Here is a 691-nt window from a genome sequence, read left to right as displayed (position 1 = left end):
ATCGGCAAGCATTTGAAACCCAGTTAGCAATGTATCTTTATAGTTGTTCCACTGCATTTCAGAAAAGTTGTTGACGGTATAGCTTTTGATTTTTCGTAAATGAGCCTGAGCCAATTTACTTAGTTTGTATTTATTCTTTTGCATAGTGGGTTACAAGGCGCTTAGGAAATCTTCACCATCAACTACATTGCCTTGTGCTAAGTCTTGTTTAGCTGACTCGAAACAATGTTTAAGGTAATCAGTTTTCATTGCCTCTAGTTCTTCATAGTCTTTGATAGACATTACCACTACGGCGTCTTTACTGTTTTTGCTAATCTTTACTGGCTCACGTTGGGCGCTTAGCAGTAGCTCACCAAAGTTACGCTTTGCATCATTTGCTGTTAGTGTGTGCATACTCAATCTCCGAATTTGGAATTACAGTAAGATTATAGTTTGTCGCACAAAATGGTCAATATAATTAAATCGTGCGATTTGTGCGAAAGGTAAACATACAAAGCGTTTAAGACAGATTCCCAACGCATGGCATTTTTCATTCCATCGTTGGGTTTTGTGACTATGGTGGTATGGTTGGGTTTCATGGTTGCGTTGCTCACTTATATGGTCTCCCCCAGTTTTGCAAGTCAGTAGCATGATTAAAAGCGCAGGTTAACTACCATATATACGGCCTGTTTTAACGGCTATTGCCTTGGCC

The 691-nt window shown here is 39.5% G+C and carries 2 protein-coding genes; both read right to left on the bottom strand.

The window, feature by feature from the left end:
- Positions 1-144 (bottom strand): type II toxin-antitoxin system RelE/ParE family toxin (locus QTO00_RS20495; RefSeq protein WP_331426378.1); only part of this gene is annotated, 144 nt, incomplete at its 3' end.
- Positions 145-150: 6 nt separating this feature from the next.
- Entirely contained in the window at positions 151-393 is a 243-nt protein-coding gene (locus tag QTO00_RS20490) for a type II toxin-antitoxin system Phd/YefM family antitoxin (RefSeq protein ID WP_045957228.1), read from the bottom strand.
- Positions 394-691 lie beyond the last annotated feature (298 nt).

Origin of the sequence: Vibrio sp. M260118 (assembly GCF_036533755.1) — a bacterium.
In the GTDB taxonomy this organism is placed as follows: Bacteria; Pseudomonadota; Gammaproteobacteria; order Enterobacterales; family Vibrionaceae; genus Vibrio.
This window is presented reverse-complemented; position numbering and strand designations above follow the sequence as displayed.

Bases quoted from the DNA above. Each gene is read 5' to 3' on its own strand.
- QTO00_RS20490 (WP_045957228.1), bottom strand. From the start codon at position 393: ATGCACACACTAACAGCAAATGATGCAAAGCGTAACTTTGGTGAGCTA.